Genomic DNA, 18,802 nt, shown 5'->3' with positions numbered 1-18,802 from the left:
CCGTGCGAGCTGCTGGTCTATTCTGCGTCGGCGCCCCACAAACGGGATTGCGCGATCCAGCCCGAACGGTTGCCAATCGAAAATTCGCACCAGCCCTCCTCGCAATCGCCAAGCACGCCGACCACGCCGGGTTCGACGCGCCATTTGATCGCGGCGTCGCCAGCAGGGCCATCGCGCAGCGCAGTGGCTTCGTCGCCGGTTACGATTGCACCGCGATCGGGACTCAGCAGGCGGGCTACCACCCAGCCCTTGGTGCCCGAGGGATCCTGTATCAGCCGCCAGCCTTCCATCACGCGGACCACCTTCACCGGCAGGCCGGGCCGCCGATAAACCCATGCAATCTTGTAATCCGCGCTCGGCCCGACGCGCATGTTCAGCTCCGTCGCGCGGATCGTTGCCCAATAGGGAACATCACGATCCTGGGCGCTCGCCGGAAAGGCAGCGCCAAGCAGCAGGAAACAAACGAGAAGAAACCGTAAAGCCATGGTCATGCTCCTACCCGATTCGACTGCGGTCCGGCAACCATGGTGCGCCGAAATCGCGCGTCGGGGGATCGCAGGCGCTTGACCGCCGTACTCGCCTCGCCCTAGCGCTGGTATCTACATGGAAACCTCAAGCGAAACGGTCCCGAAACGCCTCGAGCGGCGCCCGCGTGTCATCGTGACACGGCACCTCATGCCGTCGGTCGAAGATCGAATGCGTGAACTGTTCGACGTTACCCTCAATCGCACCGACACGCCGCTGATGCGCGCGCAATTGGTCGAAGCCATGCAAGAATGCGATGTGCTGGTTCCCACGGTCACAGATCGTATCGACGCGGACATGATCGCGCAGGCAGGCGACAATCTGGCGCTTATCGCCAATTTCGGCGCCGGTACCGAACATCTCGATCTCAAGGCCGCATCGGCCCGGCATGTGATGGTCACGAACACGCCCGGCGTTTTCACCGATGACACGGCGGACATCGCCATGGCCGGCATCATTGGTGTGCCGCGGAGGGTTCGCGAAGGCGTCGAACTGATCCGCAGCGGCGAATGGACCGGGTGGACGCCAACGGCCCTGTTGGGCACCAAGCTGGCCGGCAAGACACTGGGCATCGTGGGAATGGGGCGGATCGGCCAGGCCGTGGCGCACCGTGCGCGCGCCTTCGGGCTAGAGATCATCTACCATAACCGCAAACCCTTGCCCGACGCGGTCGAGCGCATGTTTGCGGCAACCTATGTCCAGGATCTCGACGAACTCCTGACGCGGGCCGATATCGTGACGTTGCACTGCCCCGCCGGTCCGGGCACCCACCACATGATCGACGGCCGGCGGATTGCCCTGATGAAGAATGGCGCGAGCCTGATCAACACCGCACGCGGCGATCTGGTGGAGCAGGAAGCCCTGATCTTGGCTTTGGAAAGCGGGCAACTCGCGGGCGCCGGGCTGGATGTCTATCCCGACGAACCCCGCGTCGATCCGCGACTGATACGGCATCCCAACGTCATGACCCTTCCCCATATCGGCAGCGCCACGCGCGAGGGACGGGAGGAATCGGGAATGAAGGTGATCGCCAACATCCGGATGTGGGTGGATGGGCACAGGCCGCCCGACCAGGTGCTGATCGGTCTCGACTGATCCTCAGATCAGTTTTTCGTAGAAAATGTTGAACTGCGTTTCGGTGTAATCGCCGAACGGTTCACGGCGCACGAAACCGTTGCGCGTATAAAGGCGGTTCGCAGGATCAAACGCTTCGCCCGTCCCGGTTTCGAGAAGCAAGCGGTCGTACCCACGCTGGCGTGCTGCGGTTTCGATGAATTCCAGAAGAGCCTGTCCCACACCCTGCCGCAAGGCCGTGTCGACGGTCCGCATGGATTTTATCTCGCCGTTGCGACCGGGCAACTGCTTGAGCGCCCCGACACCGAGAAGGCACCCACCCCGCCGCGCTTCGAAAACCGTGACTTCAGGAATTTGAAGCCCCGACAGATCAAGCGCGTAGGATGTTCCTGGCGGAGATGCGCCCAGCATCCGTTGCTGATGGACCGACAGCAGAGCGGCGACGTCGGCACTGCCCAGGCTGGCAATGCCGACGTCGATGTCAGTCACCGGTCAGGATACGATCGACCAGCTGCTTCACCGTCGGTGTGAAGTTGTTGGAGTAGAACGGATCCTGCTTGAAACGGTAAGCCGCGTGGCCCGCAAACGCGAGATTTTCATCCGGATCGCCGCCATGGGCGATATCCTGAAGCGTTTTCTGGATGCAGAAACTGCGCGGATCAGCGAGGCGTCCTGTCGTAAAATCATCGTGGTCCTTCCACGAGGAGAACCCGCAATGCGACAGGCAGCCCATGCAATCCTGCTGGTCCTTGCGAATGACCTCCGCGCTTTCGGGGGTCACGAAGACGACCGAGTTGTCCGGCGTCTTGAGGGCTTCGGTGAACCCTTCCGCCATCCACGAGAGCGCCTTGCGCTGGTCGCCTGGGTGGACCCAGAAGTACTTCCCCTTGCCGTGGTCGGAAAGTGGGATCGTGCCCTCTTCCTCGTCACGCTTGAAGATCGGGATCTGGCGATCGCTGCGATGCATCAGATCGTACAGGAACGGGGTTTTGACCGCGCTGGAATAGAACCCGGTCGGGCTGAATTTGTGCAGCAGAACGTCGCCGGGTTCGACTGTGCGCAGCATGTCTTTCCAGACCTGCGGAATCGGGCTTTCTTCGGTCAGCAGCGGGCGGGTGCCGAACTGGAATGCGATCTTGCCGAGCTCGGGGTTGTCGATCCAGTCGTTCCATTCCCGCAGGAACCACACCCCGCCAGCCATCACGATGGCGGTGTCTTCGGAAACGCCCTCGGCGCGCATCGTATCGCGCAGCGCCTTGACGCGCGGATAGGGATCTTCCGGCTTGGTCGGATCTTCGGCGTTCGACAGGCCGTTGTGCCCGCCGGCCAGCCATGGATCTTCATAAACCACAGCGGCCAGAAGTTCGGGAACCTTGGAATAGCTGCGCTTCCACAGCGCGCGAAATGCGCGGGCGGAACTTACGATCGGCAGGTAGTGGACGTTGAACCGCGCCGCGATCTCGGCCAGCTTGTACGGCATCCCCGCTCCGCAGGTGACGCCCGTGATCAGACCGGGGCAATTTTCGAGCACCCCTTCGAGTACGGCTTGCGCGCCGCCCATTTCCCACAGCACGTTGATGTTGATCGCGCCGTTGCCGCCGGAAATTTCGTGTGCGCGTTTCACCTGTTCGGTGGCGCCATCGATCGCATAGCGGATCAGCTGTTCGTGGCGCTCCTTGCGGGTCGCCTGCGGATAGAGCTGGGGGACCGGATTGCCGTCTTCGTCATAGCTGTCGGCATTGACGGCACTGACCGTGCCGATGCCGCCTGCCGCGGCCCAGGCACCCGAGCTCATGTGATTCGTGGCGGAGACGCCCTTGCCCCCTTCGACCAGCGGCCACACTTCGCGGCCGCCGTATACGATCGGGCTCAACCCCTTGAAACTCATTATACTTTCTCTCTTTTCTCTGGGTCAACTTCCGACCCGGCGCCTCTTGCCGCCTGATCTGTGCGACACGGCTCGATCTCTCCCGGTGCGGGCCTGTTAGCCGCTGCCTTGAACTGTGCATAGTAACCGGACAATTCCGGGGCGTCCTTGAACGCGACCAGTTCGTAGCCGACCCGTTCGAATTCGCATGACAGCAACAGCGGGTCGATCCCGTGCGCGTCGGTAGGCCTGTCGATATCGACAACCACCACCTGTCCGCCTTCGCGAAGCGATGGCCACATACGCCAGAGGAATTCGTAGGGCTTCTCGATCTCATGATACATGTGGATCATGAAAATCCGGTCGAAACTGTTGGGCGGCAGCTTGGGATCAGCCGGTTCACCCTGCCGGATGGATATGTTTTCGAGCTGCTGGCGTTCGACGCGCCGTGCGAGGCGCGCCAGTCCGCCACGATCGATATCCTGTGCCAGGACACGGCCCGTTTCCCCGACACGTTCCGCCAGGCGTACCGTGTAATACCCGTTGCCAGCGCCAATATCGGCGACGGTCATGCCAGGCTCCAGCTCGGCCAGATCCATGACTGTCCGGGCCTCGCCGCGGCTGTCGCGTTGGTCCTCGGTGGAAAATTGCGTTGCGCTGATTTCCGAAACCGGGCGATCCGGGGCCGGGAAAATCTCGCCTTCGTTTTCCAGTGGCGCACCGCCGTCGCAGGCTGTCAGCATGGACGCAAAAGCAGGCAGAAGAACGAGGCCGAGCCTCACTCGGTGTCCTCCACCTCGACCGTTTCGCCGGTGACTCGCTGCGCCAAAGCAGCGGAGATAAACGGATCGAGCGCGCCATCCAGAACATCGTCCGGCGTGGGAGAAGTAACGCCCGTGCGCAGGTCCTTCACCATCTGATACGGCTGGAGCACGTAACTGCGGATCTGGTGCCCCCACCCGATGTCGCTCTTTTCCTGGTATTCGCCGGACGCTACAGCTTCGCGCTCGGCCATTTCGCGTTCGAACAGGCGCGCCTTCAACATGCCCATGGCCGTGGCCCTGTTCTTGTGCTGGCTGCGATCGTTCTGGCTGGCCACCACGATGCCGGTGGGCTGGTGGGTAATGCGAACGGCGGAGTCGGTGGTGTTGACGTGCTGGCCGCCCGCACCCGAGGCGCGATAGGTATCGATCTTCAGATCGCTTTCGTTGATCTGGATGTCGATATCGTCGTCGATCACCGGATAGACCCAGACTGAGCTGAAGCTGGTGTGGCGGCGGGCGCTGCTATCGTACGGACTGATACGGACGAGGCGGTGGACGCCGCTTTCGGTCTTGGCATAACCGTAGGCGTTTTCGCCTTTGACCAACAGCGTCGCGCTCTTGATCCCGGCCTGATCGCCGGCCTGGTATTCGACCGTCTCGACCTTGAAGCCCTTGCGTTCGGCCCAGCGGGCATACATCCGGAAGAGCATTTCGGCCCAATCCTGGCTTTCGGTTCCGCCTGCGCCTGCGTGGATTTCGATGAAGGTGTCGTTGCCGTCCGCTTCGCCCGAAAGCAGTGCCTGAACCTTGTCCTTGTCGGCGCGTTCGGCCAGCGCGGCGAGGCTTGCCAGACCGTCGGCAATGACCTCGTCATCGCCTTCGGCTTCGCCCAGTTCCACGTATTCGCTCGCATCCGCCATTTCGGATTCAATTTCACGGACCGTGTTGATGGAGGTTTCGAGGCGTTTTTGTTCCTGCGAAATGGCCTGCGCCTTCTTCGGATCGTCCCACAAGGTGGGGTCCTGGACACGGGCATCGAGTTCGTCGAGACGGCGCAGCGCGCGCTCCCAGTCGAGCGACTGACGAACGAGATCAAGCGCCGCGGTGATCCTCTCGATTTGGGCCTGCCCTTCGGCACGCATGGTTAATTCCTTCGAATGACTTGGCCGCTTCCCCTAACGGGAAGGCACCGATTGTAAAGCTGGAGAGAGGTCGCAGACAGGGACAGCAGCTAGTAGATGCCGCCCTGTTCCTCCACGAAGTCTTCCGCACGCCCGGTCTGGTTCGGTGCGCGTTCGGCCGATCCGCCCTGGCGTGCGCGCCGCAGCAGTTCGAGTATCTCGTTGCGTTTCGCGGCGATGGCATCGGACCGCGTGGCACGCGGTGGTTCCGTGTCGGGCTTGAAGGCCTCCCAGATGACCGATGCCTTGGGGTCGTTGCTCGGCGTTCCTTCGAACACACGCTTGCCGCTGGCGCGGTCGATCTTGACCATGCGGACCCCGGGAGGCGCGACGAAGTCTTCCGCTGTCCAGCGATCCTTCGTCTTCTCGACGAATTGCTTCATGATCGGGGCTGCCGTGTTACCCCCCTGCACCCATCCACCGAGATTGCGCGGCTGGTCGAAGCCGACATACATTCCGGCAATGATATCGGGCGTACCGCCCACGAACCAGGCGTTGGTGGGACCGTTGGTGGTCCCGGTCTTGCCGAAGAGCGGCAGGTTCAGATCACGCAGGCGGACCGCGGTGCCGCGGGTGACGACGCCCTGCAGCATGTGAACCACCTGGAACGCTGTACGCGGATCGAGCACCTGCTTGCCCGACACGTCGAAGCGCGGCATCGGTTGTCCGTCCCACTTCTCCATGTTGCACTTGGTGCATTCGCGCGTGTCGGTGCGGAAGATGACCTTTCCGCGCCGGTCCTGCACATAGTCGATCACGCTTCCTTCGTTCTGCCGCCCCCAGTTGGCCAGCGCAGCATAAGCGTTGACCATCCGGGCAACCGTGGTGTCGCCAGCGCCCAGCGCAAAGGAATAATACGCGTCGTATTTGCCGATGCCGAGCCGGTCGATGGTCTTCACGACGTTGTCCATGCCGGTGGTATCGGCGATGTGGATCGTCATGAGGTTGCGGCTCTGTTCGAGGCCCCAGCGCATCGTGTGCACACCGCCCCCGCCGCCGCCGAAGTTGCGGAAACATTTTTCGCCGAGATTGGCGCCCTGCCACACACAGAATGTCTGATCGGGAACCTGGGTTGCAGGCGTCATGCCCTGGTCGAGAGCCGCAGCGTAAACGAACGGCTTGATGGTCGAACCCGGCTGCCGCAAAGCCTGCGTTGCGCGGTTGAAGTCCCCTAGCCGGCTGTCGAATCCGCCCTGCATCGCCATGATGCGTCCGGTTTGCGGGGCTTCGGCAAGAAATGCGCCCGACACTTCGGGCACGCCGCGCAAACTGTATCCATTGCCCGAACTGACCGCCGCCACGACATCGCCCACCTTGAGCGTGGACGGCGGGTTGAGGACGGCAAATTCCTCGCCATCGGTGAAGCCGATCTTCGCCGCGCCGCCGGCCTGTGTAATCACGCCGATACGCCAGTTGTCATAGCTTATGCCGAGGTTGGACGATGCCAGCTGCGACGTAAGGTTGCCGTTTTCCGGGTTGAGACTGGCAACCGGTCCGGTGAAGCCGCGGTTGCCGTGATAACGCAGCAATTGCGCCCGCAGCGCGTCGCGCCCCGCGTTCTGCAATTCCATGTCGAGCGAAGTGCGGACCCAAAGGCCGCCTGCGTACACGCTGTTTCCGCCTTCTTCCGCGGTTTCGCCAAATTTGTCGATCAGCTGGCGCCGTACCTCTTCGAGGAAGTAACCTGCATCCGCCGACCGTTCGCTGCGCTGGCGGACCAGTCCGAGCGGCTGGCGCATGGCGGTTGCGGCATCCTCGGCCGAAACGAAACCGTTCGCTGACATCTGTTCGAGCACGAAATTGCGGCGTTCGACGGCCATGTCCTCGAACCGGGCGCGGCCATAGCGTTCGGGCGCCTTCGGCAAAATGGCGAGAAAGGCCATTTCGTGCAGATCGAGTTCGCCAACGTCCTTGTCGAAATAGGCGCGAGCGGCGGCCTGCACACCGAAGCTGCGGCGACCCAGCGCGATTTCGTTCAGGTAAAGCTCGAGGATTTCCTGCTTGGTCAGCACGCTCTCGATGCGCGTCGCGAGAATCATTTCCTTCAACTTGCGCGTGACCGAATATTCGTCACCCAGAAGGAGGTTCTTGGCGACCTGTTGCGTGATCGTCGACCCGCCAACGGCGCGCTCGCCCGAACCCAGCTTGATGGCGTAATCGAAGACGGCGTTGGCCGTGCCCGTAAGGTCGACCCCGCCATGGCTGAAGAAGGTCTTGTCTTCAGCTGAAAGGAACGCTTCGATCAGCTTCCCCGGAAAGTCGCCATACTGCAACTGGACCCGGCGTTCGCGGGCATAGGAATGGACGATTTCGCCATCCACGCCCCGCACCACGGTGGGCAGCGGTGTTTCATAATCGACCAGCGTTTCCGCATCAGGCAGGTTTCGCGCCAGAGTGGCCCATGCCAGCACGACCATGACCACGCCCAGCCCCACCGCGTAACTGGCCACGCGCAGCTTGCGGTTGTGTGACCAGTTTTCGTTGAACCACGCCGCAAGCCGCCGCGGATCGCGGCTGATACGGTAGCGATAATAGTCGAGTGCGGAATTTTCGGACATGATGTGGGCAAGGCCTCTAGCACGCCCTTTTCGCACTTCGCCAGTGCGAACAACGCAGCTGGCTCAGCTTTCTGACTGACGGGCGAAATAGATGCGGATTGCGCGCGCCATCGTTTCGGCGAAGCGGCGGCGGCCCTCGGGCGATGAAAGCCGGCGGGCCTCGGCCTCGTTGGTGATGAAGCCGCTCTCGAAAAGCACTGATGGAACATCGGGCGCACGCAACACCTTCAGCGCTGCCGAGCGCTGCGATTGCGGATGGAAACTCAGCAATCCCTGCCCTTCGCGCAGTATCAGCCGCGAAAATTCCGCCGATTGTTCCTGTGTCCGGCGCTGGGACAATTCGACGAGGATCGAGCTGACCGCATCGGTTTGCTGCCCCAGTTCGAGCCCGTTGATCCGGTCGGATGCATTTTCGCGTTCTGCAAAGCGCGCCGCAGCGTCGCTCGAGGCTTCGTTGGACAACGTGTAGATGCTCGCGCCGGTCACTTCGCTGGAATCGCCTGCGCTGTCGGCATGGATCGAAAGGAACAGGTCCGCGTCGAGCCTACGGGCGATTTCGAACCGTTCGGCGTGAAGGAGGTAACGATCGTCATCCCGGGTCAGAGCCACCCGCACATCCCCCTCGCGCTCGATCTCGTCGCGCAAGGAACGCGCCAGCGCCAGCACGAGGGCTTTTTCGATGAGCCCCTGTCCCGATGCACCCGGATCATGACCGCCATGGCCGGCATCGATCACGACCAGCGGTTTTCCGCGCTGCCCGGCCACCCTCGGAAGGGGCGGCGCGGCATCGACCTTCGGCAGTTCGGCGCGCAGTACATAGGCTCTGCCGATTTCGGGTACGGGGACGCGCTGGGTGGTTGCCACAAGTATGGCGACAAGTACCAACGGCACCAGCAACAGGGCCAGTATCTGTGCGCGCATTGTCATCCTGCATGTGTGGTTAGGGCGATATTATCCAATCACGCAATATGGTTGCCGTGTGAAACCCACGGTGCTAGCGATGCGCCATCGGTTATCCGGTGCCTCCGATCGGCGCGAAATTACGCGACGAAGAGGGACATCGCGGTAAACCGATCTCCTCGACCGGGGCGGCGCGATGCCCCTCGGATCGCCCAGAAAACAGGTTGATGCTGGAAATGCCCACCACCTCCCCGATTATCGCAGTGCAGGCCACGGCCCGCACCGCGTATCCGTCGGGCCGGTCAGCGCGCACAATGCGCAAGGGTATCTCCGCAGTCACGAATACCCGGCTCCGCACATGCGTGTGCGAGGACCGGTCCTTTAACGCCGCAGCACCCGGAACGGGATGCGGATTTCATCACATGATACGCCGCGCGAAGGCAGGGTCCGCCCCGCCCCGCAGCGGCTGGAGAATAATACATGGCAACGCGCATGCTTATCGATGCGCGCCACCAGGAAGAAACCCGGGTGGCGGTACTCAAGGGAAACCGGATTGAAGAATTCGATTTCGAATCTGCTGATCACAAGCAGATCAAGGGAAATATCTATCTAGCCAAGGTTACACGGGTCGAACCGTCGCTTCAGGCGGCCTTCGTCGACTTCGGCGGTAACCGTCACGGCTTCCTCGCGTTCAGCGAAATTCATCCCGACTATTACCAGATTCCGAAAGAGGATCGCGAAGCGCTCCTCGCAGCAGAAGCGGAAGTCGCGGAAGAAGAAGCCCGCCTGCGCGCCGAAGAGGAAGATCGCGGCGAAATGCCCGGCGACGAATACGACGCCGACGATGAAAGTTCCGGGGCGCTTGCCGAAGATCTCGCCGAAGACGGCCTCGAAGAAGTCGACACCTCCGAAAAGGACGAAGTCTCGACAATCGAGGAAGGTCACTTCGACAACGAAGATGAGGACGAGGACGAGGACGACGATGATGCGTCCGACGACGAAACGTCGGATGATCGGGGCCGTGGCAAGGGTGGCCGTGGTCGCGGCAAGGGCCGTCGCCAGGGCAAGGGTCGCAGCCGCGCCAAGGAAGTCGATGACGCCCGCGCGCGCCGCATGGCGCTTCGCCGCCGTTACAAGATCCAGGACGTTATCCAGCGCCGCCAGGTCCTGCTCGTCCAGGTCGTGAAGGAAGAACGCGGGAACAAGGGCGCCGCTCTCACCAGCTATCTCAGCCTTGCCGGCCGCTACACCGTCCTGATGCCGAACAGCAGCCACGGCGGCGGTATTTCGCGCAAGATTTCCAGCGCCGCCGATCGCAAGCGGCTCAAGCAGATCGTGTCGGACCTTACCCTGCCCAAATCCATGGGCCTGATTGTACGGACCGCAGGACTCTCGCGCACCAAGCCCGAGATCAAGCGCGATTTCGATTATCTTGCCCGCCTCTGGGACGAAATCCGCGAAAAGACGCTTTCCTCCTCCGCTCCGGCGTTGATCCATTCGGACAGCGACCTGATCAAGCGCGCCATCCGCGACATCTACAACAAGGAAATCGAGGAAGTCGTCGTAGAGGGCGAGACCGGCTACAAGTCGGCCAAGGAATTCATGAAGCTGCTGATGCCCAGCCATGCGCGTCGGGTTAAGCAGTATGCCGATCCGGTGCCGCTCTACCAGCGTTACGGCGCGGAAGATCAGCTGAAGGCGATGTACGATCCGGTGGTCCAGCTCAAATCGGGCGGTTACCTGGTCATCAACCCCACCGAAGCTCTGGTCTCGATCGATATCAACTCGGGACGCTCCACCAAGGAGCACAACATCGAGCAGACCGCGCTGCACACCAATCTGGAAGCCGCGCGCGAAATCGCCCGTCAGTTGCGTCTGCGCGACATGGCCGGCCTGGTGGTGATCGACTTCATCGACCAGGAGCATCACTCGAACACCCGCAAGGTCGAGCGTGCGATGAAGGACGCGCTCAAGAACGATCGTGCGCGCATCCAGGTCGGGCGTATTTCAAGCTTCGGCCTGATGGAAATGAGCCGCCAGCGCCTGCGCACGGGCGTCCTCGAGGCGACCACCCGCGATTGTCCGCACTGCGATGGCACCGGCCTGGTCCGCACCGCGTCGAGCGCCGGCCTTTCGGCCCTTCGGCTTATCGAAGAAGAAGCCGCCAAGGGTAAGGGAACGATCATCACGCTCGGTGCCAGCACCGAAGCGGCTGTTTACCTGCTGAACGAAAAGCGGCCCGACCTGATGGAGATCGAGCAACGCTACGGCGTGCAGGTCGTGGTCAGCCCGGAAGGTGAAGACGAAGGCGCCAAGATGACCGTCGGAAGTTCCGGTCCGCGCCCCACCAGCACACCGCGCTTCGAACCTATTCCCGAAGACGAGGAAGAGGATGAAATCGAAGTCGATGGCTTCGACGATCAGGACGAAGACGACGACGACCAGGAAAACAGCGAAGGCGATGACCGTCCCCGCAAGAAACGGCGTCGGCGCCGCGGAGGTCGTGGACGCAACAAGAAGCGTGACGGCCAGGACGGCGAAGTCGATGGCGACGAAAATGACGACGCCGATTCCGACAACGACAACGAAGCCGAACCGCGTTCCGATCAGGACGATGACGGCGAAGACAGGCCCAAGAAGCGCCGCCGCCGTGGCGGACGCCGCAGGGGTGGCCGTGGACGCGGTGAGAACGGCGAAGGCAGCGAAGGCGGCGAAGGCGGTCATGAGATAACGGCGGAAGATGCCGGGAAGCTCGAGGCCGTATCGGAACAGGTCGGCGACGATATGGCAGTTGTCGCTGGACCCGACGATTCGCCGCAGGCAGCGGATGCTGTCGCTGCAGACGAAGATGCGCCCAAGCCCAAGGCCAAGCGCACCCGCCGCAAGAAGGCCGATGCAGAAGCCCCGGTAGAAACGCCCGCTGTGGAAGTCGAAGCTGCGGCCGAGGAAAAGCCCAAGCCCAAGCGGACCCGCCGCAAGAAAGCGGATGCAGATGCGCCCGCCGAAGCGGCTGCGGAACCCGTTGCGGAACCGACCGAAGAAAAGCCCAAGCCCAAGCGGACCCGCCGTAAAAAGGTCGAACCCGCCGCTGAAGCCGACGTGGCCGTGGAAGCCGCACCGGCCCCCGTGGTTGACGCAGGCCCTGCTGCCGAGCCGGAAAAAGCGCCTGCGAAGGCCGATACCGACGAGAGGCAGCAGCAGGATGCCAAGCCGCGCCGTGGATGGTGGCAACGGACCTTCGGCGACGAATAATCGCGCGCAGGACTATTGAATGACAAACGCCCCGAACGGTCCGACCGTTCGGGGCGTTTTGTTTTCGGGTGGTGTCAGGCGCTTTCCTTGCGCGCCACGCCCCATTCCATCCAACCCATAACCTTCGGCGATTTCGGCAAATAACCCTGCCCCAACGGCTCCACGGCAAACCCCGCGCCCCGCAGCGCCGACCCGATTGGACGGGTCAGATGGCATCCGCCGGCGAGAGGTTTCCATAGCGGTTCGATCCGGTCCTGCCATTTCGCAACCGCCGTATCGGGCGCGCGGCCATGCTCCAGGAACAGCAGCTTTCCCCCGGGTCTGAGGATGCGGCGCAATTCCGACAGCACGCGGGCCTGATCGGCTACGGAGCACAATGTGTACGTGCATACCACCGTATCGAACTGGCTGTCGCTGAACGGAATGTCTTCTCCGAAGCCCTGCCTCAGATCGGCCTCCCAGCCCTTCTTCGTTGCCTGCGCACGCGCGCCCTCGAGCAGGCCTTCGTGGGGATCTATCCCGCTGAAACCGGTGACCTGGTCAGGATCGTAGAACCGCTGGTTAAGCCCACCGCCACATCCGATTTCGAAGACGTGGCCCGTGGCAAGTGGCACGATGGCCTTACGCCTGTCGGCTATCGCGGGTTGACCGCAAGCCAATGTAATCAAACGCGGCATCACCCTGGCGTCATACCAGCTCTTCATACCCATGCCGCCCACTCCAACAGCATCAAACAGTTTTCAGGCTATCGGCTTTCCTTCGGGCGGCAAGCGAAATCGTGCCAACTTGGGACAATCGTCAGCGAGAAAGGGAGCCGCGGTTCGCTGACCGCGGCAGGGCATTCAGAGTGCCGGCGCGTCCACCACATCGCCCTGCAACGCAGCGGCGATGCGGCCGAAACGGGACGACAGCCAGTGATCGAGCTGGTCATCACCGAGTTGTGCGATTTCCACAACCTGCGGCATCGAGAGGCCGATCCGCAATGTGCCCGCCCAGCTTCCCTGCGGGGTCCGCACACTCTTCACGGGCTGGCCAAGCCGGATACCGGACAAGGCCAGTTTGCGATGCAGTTTTTCGGCATCCTCGATTGTATGGGCGCCCGGATGCGGGCTTACATCCAGCGTCGCAAGAGTCAGCATTTCGAGCGGGTGGTCCTGCGGAACCGATCCCTCCCCTTCAGGATAGGGTCGCACCAGAGCAAAACCGAATGGCTCCACCAGACACGTCTTCAACTGGCGCTGGAACGCAGCGATGACCCGCTCGACATCCTTGCGCTCAAGCGCGCGAAATCGTTCGAGTTCATGAATTGCGGCTTCCAGTCGCAACGCCAGTCCGGGATTGGCGGTGTCCGCCAACTCGTCCCGGCCAGGCCATCCCAGTGGCCATTCGGCACGGCGAAAAATGCCTGTGAACCCGGCGGGAAGGACTTGGGCACGCTGAGCCATTTGACTGGGTACAAGAGCCATGCCGCCGAACGGTGCGCCGCCCATGAACTTCGACCCGGTCAGGAAAACTATCGCTCCACGGTCGATGTACTGCCGAATCGCTTCGCCGGTGATCCGCGCCTGGCAGGCATCGACAACCAGTGTGAAAATATCGCCCCACGCAGCCTGCAGTTGATCGATATCGGAAAGGGACGGAAGGATCAGGCCTGTCTTCGATCCATGAACCACGTGAACCAGGGCGTGCCGTCCGGCGTCCCTTGCGATTTCCAGTTCGCGTTCGATCGAAGCGGCGATGTCCGAACTGGTCACCGCCTTGCCCTCGAGGCACCGCACCGGGATATCGGCCAGGCTGATATCGCCCGTGCCTTCCACCGCGTCACCGTAGGTAACGCTCTGGTCGATCGCGGTTTCGTGCGCGAAATACTTGCCATGGGCGGAAAGGATGCAGCCACGGCCCACTTCGTCCGCACCCAACAGAATGTTGTGAATGCCGCCCGATGATCGGCCAAGGACCGCAGCCAGCGCCACGTATTCGAGATCGGTCCCCGATGGGGCAAAAACGATCTCGCATGGCGCGGCGATGCCATAGGCGTCGGCCATGCGTTGGCGCAGGTTTTCGAGGTGGCTGGCGTAATCGGGCTGGCCAGTGTCCAGCAGGGCCAGGATATGCGCAAAGGCAGCAGCCGACAGGTCGTTGGCCGTCGACGAGGCGAACGCCAGTATCGGCCTGGGGTACGGGGACGACATATACCGGTTCAGGCCGGTAGCCGCATCAAGGGTGATTCGCGCATCGCCACCTGACGAGAGCAAATCGATGGCCTTTTCGGCGTCGGTTTTTCCTGCAAATTCAGGAGACAAATCAGGGAATCTTGCGACCACGCGGCTTTCACATCCGGATTCTGCTTGGATGCGCCGCTTAGCAGACTTAAACGCCCCGGACCTTCAAAAAAATGGGCCGCAAGTTCTTGGCATACCCTACCCCTTTGAAAATCGATCCCGCCACACGCGAACGCCTGCGCGTAATGTTCATCGCAAAGAACGCCCTGTGGGATGGCGAACTGCATCCCGAAGACGGCAACCATGCCCTCTACCACCGGGAAATGCGGGAAATTCTGACAGGCCTGGGGCTGAATCTCACTCTCGCGGACCGGTTCGAGGTGCTGTTCGACGCACCGGAAGTCGATTTCGTTTTTCCGCTGCTGAACCGCGCCGGTTTCTTCAATTCGGAGATGCTGTGCCCGCTTTTGTGCGAACGACTCGGCATTCCCTATCTGGGTGCCAGCCCGATCCTGCGCGGTCTTTCGGATGACAAGCACCTGGCGAAACGCGCGGCGCGCGATGCGGGCGTTCCGACCGCGCCCTGGGCCATTTATCGCCGCGGCGCGCCGATCGGGTCCGACCAGCATCCCCAGGCCGAACGGTATGTGATCAAGCCCAACGCATCGTCAGCCAGTTGGGGTGTGCGCGACGCATCCGATTGGGCCGGCATCCGCGCGGCAATCGACGAAGTGCACGATCTGGGTCACGATGCCCTTGTCGAACCGTTCGTTTCGGGCAGCGATGTCGAGGTGCCCGTTATCACGATGGGCGATCCTGTGATCCTGCCCATGATGATCTTCCGCCAGGCAGATCCGGATCACCTTCGGACCTATTACGAAAAGCGCGATCTGGTGGATCGCAGCCAGAAATATTCGCTCGACCCGTACGAGCAGGGTAAGACGATGGACACCATCGCCGATTACACTCGGAAGCTGTGGAACGAATACCGTCCCTTCGATTACGGGCGCTTCGAATTCCGCGTGAACGAGGAAACCGGCGAAGTGACGTTCCTCGAGGTCAATCTCAACTGCAACCTTTGGTCGCAAAAGGTGTTTGGCCGGGCCGCGCAGCTTGCCGGCTGGACACAGGAAGAGCTGATCGAGACGATCCTGGCCGAAGCCTTCAGGCGTTACGGACTGAACGACTAGGCGGGCACACGCTCGCCGTTGAAGTCGAACACGGAGCCGGAATCGCCTTTTTCCAGACGAGTGATAACGTCGATCAGTTTTCCCGCAGCCTCCGGTCGCTCCATCAACTGGCCCTCGGGCAAGTTGCCCTGGAAGGGTTCAGACAAGCCCGTATCGACCGTTCCCGGGTGCAGCCCGGCCACGATCGTGTGCTTGTGGGTGCGGCCCATTTCGATGGCGAAATTACGCAGGAGCATGTTCAGCGCAGCCTTGCTCGCGCGGTAGGAATGCCACCCGCCAAGCCGGTTGTCGGATATGGACCCGACGCGCGCCGAAATGGCCGCGAAAACGCCCCGCCTATCGCGCGGCAACAGCGGCAGCATATGCTTGGCCACCAGCGCTGGCCCGATGGCGTTGATCCGCAGCACCTGGTCCATCGCCGCCGGGTCCAGCTTGCGAAAACTGCGTTCAGGGCCAGTGCCGTCCGCTAGCGTCAGAACCCCGCTCGCCACGATCACCAGTTCGGGCGGATCTGCGGCCATGCTGTCCGCTGCGGAGCGGATGCTGGCTTCGTCCTCCAGATCAAACCGGAAAGGGGCCAGCGCACCGCCATCGAAGGGCACGGTTCGCCGCGTACCGGCATAGATGCGGCGGCATCCACGCGCGGCCAGCGCATCGCAAAGCGCGCGGCCGATACCCCCGCTCGCACCGAACACCGCGGCCGTTGCGGGCCAGTCGACCTGACGATCTGTTTCCATGTACATCAGACTATTGCCCGAACAAGCGGTTCCGCAACCCTTGCACCATACGTCCGACACGCTAGATGGGTTTCGCAACGCAACAGGATCGAAAGCTCACATGGCGACGTTCACCCTCCCGAAGAATTCGAAGATCACCGGCAAGACCCGTGAACATCACGCCGACGGGGGGGCTCGTGTCCGCAAATTCCGTATCTATCGCTATGATCCCGACAGCGGGGAAAACCCGCGCTATGACACGTTCGAACTCGACCTCGACGATTGTGGTCCGATGGTTCTGGACGCGCTGTTCAAGATCAAGAACGAAATCGATCCGACGCTGACGTTCCGCCGCTCCTGCCGCGAAGGCATCTGTGGATCGTGTTCGATGAATTTGAACGGCAAGAACGGTCTGGCCTGCACCACCGCGATCGAAGATCTCGACGGGGAAATCCGCATCACCCCGCTGCCGAGCATGGACGTGATCAAGGACCTCGTTCCGGATTTCACGCACTTCTATGCGCAGTACGCCTCGATCCGTCCGTGGCTGCAAACGGTGTCCACCACGCCCAGCGGCAAGGAACGCCTGCAGACACCGGCGCAGCGCGAAAAGCTGGATGGTCTCTACGAATGCATCTTGTGCGCCTGCTGTTCGACCGCGTGCCCCAGCTATTGGTGGAACTCGGACAAGTTCCTCGGTCCGGCAATCCTGCTCCAGGCGTACCGCTGGCTTGCCGACAGCCGTGACGAAATGACGGGTGAGCGGCTCGACCAGCTGGAAGATCCCTTCCGCGTGTATCGTTGCCACACCATCATGAACTGCTCCAACGTCTGCCCCAAGGGCCTTAGCCCGGCCAAGGCGATTGCCGAGACGAAGAAGATGATGGCCGAACGCGCCATCTGACGATGGCACTTCCCGACGACGTCTTCGATCACGGTCCTGATCCGGAAAATCCTGGCTGGCGCCATTGGAATCTCAAGGACCAGTCGCTGTTCAACGGCGCGGTGATGGGCAAGCTCATCACCCGCGTCGATGATGACGGGCGCGCGCGCCTGCGAATGTTTCCCGAACGCCGGCACGAAAACCTGCAGGGCATCGTTCATGGCGCGGTTACATTGTCGCTCGTCGACATTTCGCTGTTCACAACCATGCACACCATCGGAAGCGGCAACGCCGGACCGTCGGTGACGGTGGAATTGTCCACCCAATTCGTCGGGGCGGGGCAACCCGACCGTCCGCTCGATGCCGTTTGCGAAATCGTCCGGGAAACCGGCAGCATGGTGTTCGTGCGCGGCACGGTCGAGCAGGATGATCACGTTGTGGCATCGTTTTCCGGCATAGTGCGCAAGATGAAACGGCGCCCGACCCCGCAATGACCGGAATGCTGGCGCGGTACGAACGGCTGGTTGCTGCGGGCGAATTGCGCAGCGATCCTGACCAACGCACTGCCGCCGTCCGGCTTGACCGGTTGCAGAAGGATCTGGAGGCAGAAAGTCCCGGAGGCTTGCTCAGCCAGCTGTTCCGGCCACGTCAGACCAACCCAAGGGGCGTCTACATGTGGGGCGGCGTCGGACGCGGAAAATCGATGCTCATGGACCTGTTCATCGACAGCCTGGGCATTGCCGAAAAGCGCCGCGTACATTTTCACGAATTCATGCTCGAGGTCGACCGGCTGATCCGTGATGAACGGGCCAAGGAAGCAGGCGACCCAATTGCACCCGTCGCGGCGCGCCTAGCCGACGGCATCCGTTGCCTCGCGTTTGATGAAATGGTCGTCACGAACACCGCCGATGCGGCGATCATGAGCCGGCTTTTCACGGCCCTGATCCGCGACGAGGGTGTGACGATCGTGACCACCAGCAACCGTCCGCCGGACGATCTTTACAAGGATGGACTGAACCGGTCCCTCTTCCTTCCGTTCATCGCCCTGATGGAGGCGGAACTGGACGTGCTGCCGCTCAACGGCGCAACCGATTACCGGCTCGACCGGTTGGGCGATCTTGCCACCTGGCACACGCCGCTTGGCGATCAGGCGACGGCGCAGGTGCGCGAAGCGTTTTTCCGGTTGACCGATTACAAGCCCGAAGACGCCGATCACGTTCCGTCCGGCTCGCTCGAACTGGGTGGTGGGCGGTCTCTCCATGTTCCCAAATCGCTCAAGGGTGTGGGCGTGTTCAGCTTCAAACGGCTGTGCGGTGAAAACCGCGGTGCAGCCGATTACCTGGCGATCGCCCATGCCTTTCACACCGTGATCGTGGTCGGCATTCCTGCCATGGGGCCGGACAACCGCAACGAAGCGATCCGGTTCACCAAACTCATCGATGCGCTGTACGAAAACAACGTCAAGCTGTTCGCCACGGCAGCATCCGATCCCGAAACCCTCTACACATCGGGCGATGGAGCGTTCGAATTCGAGCGCACGGTGAGCCGCCTCAAGGAAATGCAAAGCACGCAGTACATGGCCAAGGGTCACGGCCTGGGGGCTTGAAGGCGGCAGCCGGGACCTTATGTGACTGGCATCCCGGCGGCCCTTCTATCCCCGCCGATGTGAG

At 62.0% G+C, this 18,802-nt stretch carries 16 protein-coding genes; 6 read left to right on the top strand and 10 right to left on the bottom strand.

Features of this window, described 5'->3' with window-relative positions:
- Window positions 1-17 precede the first annotated feature (17 nt).
- The gene (locus VR863_RS04815; protein ID WP_324827292.1) at window positions 18-485 is read right to left on the bottom strand and encodes an SH3 domain-containing protein; all 468 of its coding nucleotides are present in this window, start codon (window positions 483-485) and stop codon (window positions 18-20) included.
- 118 nt (window positions 486-603) lie between these two features.
- Between VR863_RS04815 and VR863_RS04810 the strand changes: the two genes are divergently transcribed.
- Window positions 604-1,620: a 2-hydroxyacid dehydrogenase gene (locus VR863_RS04810; protein WP_324827291.1), complete on the top strand. Its 1,017-nt coding sequence runs from the start codon at window positions 604-606 to the stop codon at window positions 1,618-1,620.
- Between the two features lie 3 nt (window positions 1,621-1,623).
- Here VR863_RS04810 and VR863_RS04805 read toward each other — a convergent pair whose 3' ends face one another.
- From VR863_RS04805 to VR863_RS04780, 6 genes are all read right to left on the bottom strand, one after another.
- Entirely contained in the window at window positions 1,624-2,088 is a 465-nt protein-coding gene (locus tag VR863_RS04805) for a GNAT family N-acetyltransferase (RefSeq protein ID WP_324827290.1), read from the bottom strand.
- Window positions 2,081-3,487, bottom strand: a complete 1,407-nt coding sequence (locus VR863_RS04800) for an NAD(P)H-dependent flavin oxidoreductase (protein ID WP_324827289.1) — start codon at window positions 3,485-3,487, stop codon at window positions 2,081-2,083. The genes VR863_RS04805 and VR863_RS04800 overlap by 8 nt, the downstream gene beginning before the upstream one ends.
- The gene (locus tag VR863_RS04795; RefSeq protein WP_324827572.1) at window positions 3,487-4,209 is read right to left on the bottom strand and encodes a class I SAM-dependent methyltransferase; all 723 of its coding nucleotides are present in this window, start codon (window positions 4,207-4,209) and stop codon (window positions 3,487-3,489) included. The genes VR863_RS04800 and VR863_RS04795 overlap by 1 nt, the downstream gene beginning before the upstream one ends.
- Window positions 4,210-4,244: 35 nt before the next feature.
- Window positions 4,245-5,372: a peptide chain release factor 2 gene (gene prfB / locus VR863_RS04790; protein WP_324827288.1), complete on the bottom strand. Its 1,128-nt coding sequence runs from the start codon at window positions 5,370-5,372 to the stop codon at window positions 4,245-4,247.
- Window positions 5,373-5,461: 89 nt separating this feature from the next.
- Window positions 5,462-7,969: a penicillin-binding protein 1A gene (locus VR863_RS04785; RefSeq protein WP_324827287.1), complete on the bottom strand. Its 2,508-nt coding sequence runs from the start codon at window positions 7,967-7,969 to the stop codon at window positions 5,462-5,464.
- A gap of 63 nt (window positions 7,970-8,032) precedes the next feature.
- Window positions 8,033-8,890, bottom strand: coding sequence for an N-acetylmuramoyl-L-alanine amidase family protein (locus tag VR863_RS04780; RefSeq protein WP_324827286.1), 858 nt, complete (start codon window positions 8,888-8,890; stop codon window positions 8,033-8,035).
- A gap of 459 nt (window positions 8,891-9,349) precedes the next feature.
- Between VR863_RS04780 and VR863_RS04775 the strand changes: the two genes are divergently transcribed.
- On the top strand, window positions 9,350-12,121 hold the full coding sequence (locus VR863_RS04775) for an Rne/Rng family ribonuclease (RefSeq protein ID WP_324827285.1): 2,772 nt from the start codon (window positions 9,350-9,352) through the stop codon (window positions 12,119-12,121).
- Between the two features lie 74 nt (window positions 12,122-12,195).
- Here VR863_RS04775 and VR863_RS04770 read toward each other — a convergent pair whose 3' ends face one another.
- Together VR863_RS04770 and VR863_RS04765 are read right to left on the bottom strand one after the other, a co-directional pair.
- A complete protein-coding gene (locus tag VR863_RS04770; protein WP_324827284.1) occupies window positions 12,196-12,831 on the bottom strand; it encodes a class I SAM-dependent methyltransferase in 636 nt (211 codons plus the stop codon).
- A 132-nt stretch (window positions 12,832-12,963) separates the two neighbouring features.
- Entirely contained in the window at window positions 12,964-14,313 is a 1,350-nt protein-coding gene (locus VR863_RS04765; RefSeq protein ID WP_324827283.1) for a hypothetical protein, read from the bottom strand.
- Window positions 14,314-14,549: 236 nt separating this feature from the next.
- Here VR863_RS04765 and VR863_RS04760 point away from each other — a divergent pair, with 236 nt between their 5' ends.
- Entirely contained in the window at window positions 14,550-15,533 is a 984-nt protein-coding gene (locus VR863_RS04760; protein WP_324827282.1) for a D-alanine--D-alanine ligase family protein, read from the top strand.
- Here the strand turns inward: VR863_RS04760 and VR863_RS04755 are convergent.
- Window positions 15,530-16,270: an SDR family NAD(P)-dependent oxidoreductase gene (locus VR863_RS04755; RefSeq protein WP_434784963.1), complete on the bottom strand. Its 741-nt coding sequence runs from the start codon at window positions 16,268-16,270 to the stop codon at window positions 15,530-15,532. The genes VR863_RS04760 and VR863_RS04755 overlap by 4 nt on opposite strands.
- Before the next feature lie 100 nt (window positions 16,271-16,370).
- On the opposite strand from VR863_RS04755, the gene VR863_RS04750 reads away from it, so the two are divergent.
- The 3 genes from VR863_RS04750 to zapE are packed head-to-tail and all read left to right on the top strand — an operon-like array spanning window position 16,371 to window position 18,738.
- Complete coding sequence (locus tag VR863_RS04750; RefSeq protein WP_324827280.1) at window positions 16,371-17,153, top strand: succinate dehydrogenase iron-sulfur subunit; 783 nt, start codon at window positions 16,371-16,373, stop codon at window positions 17,151-17,153.
- Window positions 17,154-17,155: 2 nt separating this feature from the next.
- Window positions 17,156-17,626: a PaaI family thioesterase gene (locus VR863_RS04745; protein ID WP_324827279.1), complete on the top strand. Its 471-nt coding sequence runs from the start codon at window positions 17,156-17,158 to the stop codon at window positions 17,624-17,626.
- A complete protein-coding gene (gene zapE, locus VR863_RS04740; RefSeq protein WP_324827278.1) occupies window positions 17,623-18,738 on the top strand; it encodes a cell division protein ZapE in 1,116 nt (371 codons plus the stop codon). Before VR863_RS04745 ends, zapE begins: the two co-directional genes overlap by 4 nt.
- Window positions 18,739-18,802: the final 64 nt, after the last annotated feature.

The organism is Qipengyuania zhejiangensis (assembly GCF_035607565.1).
In the GTDB taxonomy this organism is placed as follows: domain Bacteria; phylum Pseudomonadota; class Alphaproteobacteria; order Sphingomonadales; family Sphingomonadaceae; genus Qipengyuania; species Qipengyuania zhejiangensis.
Note: the sequence above shows the minus strand (reverse complement) of the source record. Positions and strands in the feature narration are given on the sequence as shown.

Excerpts from the sequence above, each read along its gene's own strand:
- VR863_RS04780 (WP_324827286.1), bottom strand. The coding sequence starts at position 8,890 with ATGCGCGCACAGATACTGGCCCTGTTGCTGGTGCCGTTGGTACTTGTC.
- VR863_RS04785 (WP_324827287.1), bottom strand. The coding sequence starts at position 7,969 with ATGTCCGAAAATTCCGCACTCGACTATTATCGCTACCGTATCAGCCGC.
- VR863_RS04770 (WP_324827284.1), bottom strand. The coding sequence starts at position 12,831 with ATGGGTATGAAGAGCTGGTATGACGCCAGGGTGATGCCGCGTTTGATT.
- zapE (WP_324827278.1), top strand. The coding sequence starts at position 17,623 with ATGACCGGAATGCTGGCGCGGTACGAACGGCTGGTTGCTGCGGGCGAA.
- prfB (WP_324827288.1), bottom strand. The coding sequence starts at position 5,372 with ATGCGTGCCGAAGGGCAGGCCCAAATCGAGAGGATCACCGCGGCGCTT.
- VR863_RS04750 (WP_324827280.1), top strand. The coding sequence starts at position 16,371 with ATGGCGACGTTCACCCTCCCGAAGAATTCGAAGATCACCGGCAAGACC.
- VR863_RS04745 (WP_324827279.1), top strand. The coding sequence starts at position 17,156 with ATGGCACTTCCCGACGACGTCTTCGATCACGGTCCTGATCCGGAAAAT.
- VR863_RS04815 (WP_324827292.1), bottom strand. The coding sequence starts at position 485 with ATGGCTTTACGGTTTCTTCTCGTTTGTTTCCTGCTGCTTGGCGCTGCC.
- VR863_RS04800 (WP_324827289.1), bottom strand. The coding sequence starts at position 3,487 with ATGAGTTTCAAGGGGTTGAGCCCGATCGTATACGGCGGCCGCGAAGTG.
- VR863_RS04795 (WP_324827572.1), bottom strand. The coding sequence starts at position 4,209 with ATGCTGACAGCCTGCGACGGCGGTGCGCCACTGGAAAACGAAGGCGAG.
- VR863_RS04755 (WP_434784963.1), bottom strand. The coding sequence starts at position 16,270 with ATGGAAACAGATCGTCAGGTCGACTGGCCCGCAACGGCCGCGGTGTTC.
- VR863_RS04765 (WP_324827283.1), bottom strand. The coding sequence starts at position 14,313 with ATGTCGTCCCCGTACCCCAGGCCGATACTGGCGTTCGCCTCGTCGACG.
- VR863_RS04810 (WP_324827291.1), top strand. The coding sequence starts at position 604 with ATGGAAACCTCAAGCGAAACGGTCCCGAAACGCCTCGAGCGGCGCCCG.
- VR863_RS04775 (WP_324827285.1), top strand. The coding sequence starts at position 9,350 with ATGGCAACGCGCATGCTTATCGATGCGCGCCACCAGGAAGAAACCCGG.